5 protein-coding genes are annotated in these 4,217 nt (G+C 36.1%); all 5 read right to left on the reverse strand.

The genetic code is table 11. The features are described from left to right. Positions 1–257: 257 nt before the first annotated feature. On the reverse strand, positions 258–878 hold the full coding sequence (locus tag AC1RPU_RS07495) for a GNAT family N-acetyltransferase (protein ID WP_481761989.1): 621 nt from the start codon (positions 876–878) through the stop codon (positions 258–260). Between the two features lie 93 nt (positions 879–971). Continuing rightward, entirely contained in the window at positions 972–1,193 is a 222-nt protein-coding gene (locus AC1RPU_RS07500) for a hypothetical protein (protein WP_481761990.1), read from the reverse strand. Further along, entirely contained in the window at positions 1,190–1,921 is a 732-nt protein-coding gene (locus AC1RPU_RS07505; RefSeq protein ID WP_481761991.1) for a replication protein, read from the reverse strand. The genes AC1RPU_RS07500 and AC1RPU_RS07505 overlap by 4 nt, the downstream gene beginning before the upstream one ends. A gap of 74 nt (positions 1,922–1,995) precedes the next feature. Next, positions 1,996–2,160, reverse strand: coding sequence for a transcriptional regulator (locus AC1RPU_RS07510; RefSeq protein ID WP_481761992.1), 165 nt, complete (start codon positions 2,158–2,160; stop codon positions 1,996–1,998). A 577-nt stretch (positions 2,161–2,737) separates the two neighbouring features. After that, a complete protein-coding gene (gene mobV / locus AC1RPU_RS07515; RefSeq protein WP_004906452.1) occupies positions 2,738–3,823 on the reverse strand; it encodes a MobV family relaxase in 1,086 nt (361 codons plus the stop codon). Positions 3,824–4,217 lie beyond the last annotated feature (394 nt).

Here is a 4,217-nt window from a genome sequence, read left to right on the forward strand (position 1 = left end):
CGACGGCTCGAAAACGAGTTGCCAAGAGGGTGGAAAATCAGTGGATCGTATCAACTTCTTAAATTCCTTCCGATTTGCTTCAGTCAGACATTTATCGTTGACCCTACCGTTTATTTTCCCACTGGCCAAATAAAAAAGAGTAGCCTAAGCTACCCTTTTCTAAAAAAATAGTTCAACAATCGCGCCCATTGAAGGTAAATTTTTAAGAAATAACATTTTTTCATTTTACTTAGAAAATATAATACTAGCCCCTTTTATCACATTTTTCCGTACAAATAGAAATGCATATTCTCTTGTAATTCTGGCAAATCGAGCGTTTCTTCAGCTAATCGTTCCAAACCTTGATGTTCATAAAAGCCAAAATTACATGTCGTATCCGTAAATAAGTAAAATGTCTTAAGATTTTCAGATGTCATATAATCTAAAAATTGTTGATACAATTGTTTACCGATACCTGAACCACGTTGGTTTCCATCTACAACAAAAAAAGCTAATTCACCATCAAAGTTTGTACCAATGCTCTTTAAAAGAATTTCATCAACTTCTTCAAATTTTTGAAACGTCTTTCCAATTTTACGCCCTTCTTTAGATATAGCAATTCGTGCAACAGCAATTCCTTGCCGAATAAGATACCTTAGTGGTTTACGATGTGTTTCTCTATTTTTACCCATAATAATACCAACAGGCACTTCATTAAAAACAGCAACACTAGTAAATGTTTGATTAACAAGACAACTGGCAAGATATATTTTAGACAGTTGTTTAGCTAATTTTGGGCTTCCTAATCGATCGTAGTTCCATGATTTGCGAATCATATCTTCCAAGATATGATAATCGGATGGTTTAATAGGACGGTATTTAATATCTGCTTGTGTCATTACTTTTCCTCCAAATAATTAACTTCTAAATTGTTCTTAAATCCAATATATTCCACGTCAATAATCATTACTTAACCTCTCCAGTCTCAATATTTATTTTATTTCTCCCATTTCTATCAATTCCTCAAATCCTTCAACAAAGTAATCTCTATCTTTCAAACAAACAACTCGTTTTTCTGGACCTTCAGGTGTCTCAGTTTCACTTAACTTTATACCACAAATAAAGCATTGACCTAAAAGCTCTTTAGTCGGGATAACATTTTGATCAGTGTATTCTAAGTATTTCTCAACATCACTTTCACTAAACTCTCTCATGCTCTCACCCCTCTCTCATTCTTTATTTCTCCTGTATCAGGATCAATGGTTTTTGAATAGACCGGACGATAACCACATTGGTAATTTGCATCAAAATATAGTCGAAAAATTCCAGAAGAACTTGAAATTATTTCATTCACATATTTCATACTCTCAATTCCAAATTCGTTACCTCTTTGTCTGATAAACGAGCTTAATTCCTTTACATTAACAATGTTATATTCATCTACAATTTCAAGTAAAGTCTGCCTTAATTCTTTCTTTTCATTTTCATCAAGTGTTACGTATCTATCAATATCAAAATCATTTATAAAGATTAAATCTTTTTTATCGTAGCGGTGTTTACCTTTCTTAATTGCATCAGAACTTTCATGCGTTAAATACTGAAAATAATACTCCACGCTATCAACAATTTCGATATGAGATACAGATTGATCACCTAAATTACGTTTTATTTTTTTCCGAATACTTTCAACAGTAACCGGATTACGAGCAATATACAAAACATGATAATGTGGTTTTTTATAAATTGATCCACCAGCACTTATTATCTCTTGTTCATCAGGAGTCATATCTTTAAATTTTCGTTCAGTTTTATCTAAATTATGGAGCGGACTAATCGCCATAGGAATACCAGTTTTTTCTAAATTTTCAATAAAGTTTTCAGGAATACTTTCAGGATACAAAATGAATGCAAAGTTTCTAGCCTTTGTATTTTTAGTAGTCATATAGTATAATCACCTTTAGAAAATAAAAGCATTTTTCACGAGCGAACTTGAGAGAGGGCGCTCTTTTTTTATGCTCATTTTTCTCCTTTCTTAGATTTTTCGATAACATCACGCATATAGTTTCTAATATCGTAAGTTACAATTTTTCCTTCACTTTTTAAAATCTCTTTGTAATCAGCATACATCTTTTTAGGTATTCTAACGGTTACAACTTGATATTCTGTTTTCTCTTCAGGCATAAAACTCACTCCTTTATTTTTTTATCATTATACATCATTATATACTTATAGTCTATATAGTCAAAAAATAACCCGTTTAAAAAAACGGCGGTCAAAACGGCGGTCAAACGGCGGTCATAAAAAAACTCCCAAATCCATTGGGAGAGTAAGCGTAAAGTCCTATTCAAGTAAAATTTGGCACTCGGCACTTATAGGGGGGTCGTAGTACGGGAGCGAAATTCGCTCCCTGCCCCCTGATTTTCAAAATTTTTATCCCACTCAAACCAAAATATGGGCTCCGCCCAAACCCGCAAGCTGTGTCAGCTTGACCCCATAAATGAGCGGGAGCTCCCGCTCAAACTCACCCCGCACTCGCCGTGGGGCAGGCAAAAAAAGCAGGTGTGCTTTTCTTTGCATGCGCAAAAGTGTTTTATCCGCTAGTCTATCAACTCCTTAAAGCCTCAAAAAGGGGCTAACTGCTAAAGCAGCAAGCCCCTTTAATTCGATTTACCGTTGACAGACACAAAATTAACGACGTTCAATCTAGCCAGATGTTAAATTAAGCTCTTAAATGCCATTTTAAGCCCATATAAGCGTTTTAAAGATGTGGACCGCCTAATTCATCAGATTTATGTTTTTCGAGTTCCTGTGAGCTTTCAGGGGCTTTTTTAGACGGTTCTTTTAGTCCTGCACGTTCTAGCCACTTGTCAGGTAAATTGATACCTAGTTTTTTGTGTAGAAATTCATCAACATTGCGGACAATGCCTTGAAGTGTTCCGACTAACTTTTGCAATCGCTCATTCTCTCTTTCGAGGTCATTATAGTCCCACGTTGTTCTAGTCAGTTTATCTCTTAACGAGTCGGCTTCACGCCTTGCTCTAGCATGCATTTGATTGTAATTATCACTAAAAGACGCCCGTTGTTCCAAATCAGCGAGATCAGATTTATCAACCATGACTTTATTTTTATTCAGCAAAGTTGGTTTACTAGCAATTTTTTTGTTATCCCGTGGCTTGATTTCATCAAGCTGTTTTTTAGTATCTGCAAGCTTTGCTTGTGTCTCTTGTTTTTCGGTCTCTATTTTTTTCAAATCTTCCCGCATAGTTTTGTATTCGGGTACTGATAAATTCTTACGCTCTTTGTTTTTGTTGCCACGTTGAACATCAAAGCCATTCTCTTTGAGATATTGTGGTAATTCCTCTTGAATGCGCTGTAAGGCTTCACGATTGAATATACGCTTAGCTGAGAGCTTTCTATCATCATCAAAGGGCACAATGCCCATATGCATGTGAGGGGTCTTCTCGTCCAAGTGAACGACCGCATAACGAATATTTTCGTCGCCATAGTTATCTGCAAAATATTGTTTGGCTGTTTCAAAATATTTACGGGTTTCGACTTCGTCTAATTGCTCAAAAAAATCTTTGTCACTGGTTAGAATCCACTCATTGACTAAAACAGCGTCTTTGCGAACTGCCCGCTTACTAGCTTTATTTTCGTTGATATAGGCTTCAATATCCGTTTTAAAATTATCAGTGCGCCCAGCCACCAAATCATAATTCAAGTGGGAGCGGGAAACATCAATATCTTCGTTGCTGTGATTAGTCGTTTTCCGTTGGTCATGATTGCCAATACCGACTAAATTATCAGCTTTTAATTTCGTCATTCTAGCCACTACAAAACTCATAGTACGCACCTCATTTCGGAGTTATCTTCCAAGTAAAGTATAACCCACTATACTTCACTCTGTGAAGTGTGGTCTCTGCGAGGCTAAAAACTGTCTGTCCACTTTGCCCCTTTTTTCGCCTTTAGGCTGAAAAGGTTCGACGTGAACAGGCACAAAAAAAAACGCCTACAGCTGTCCTTTTTTCTAGTAACAGAAATGATATTTTCACCTTTGCATTTTTCCGCAACGATTGCAAATTCATTTCAATATCAAATTCAAAACAACAGACCTTGCCACTTTTTCAAAAGTGGCAAACCCAGAAAATTTCTACATGTCTCCGACGGCTCGAAAACGAGTTGCCAAGAGGGTGGAAAATCAGTGGATCGTATCAACTTCTTAAATTCCTTCCGATTTG

This window comes from Dellaglioa sp. CoH-55-MRSF-7, assembly GCF_056782235.1.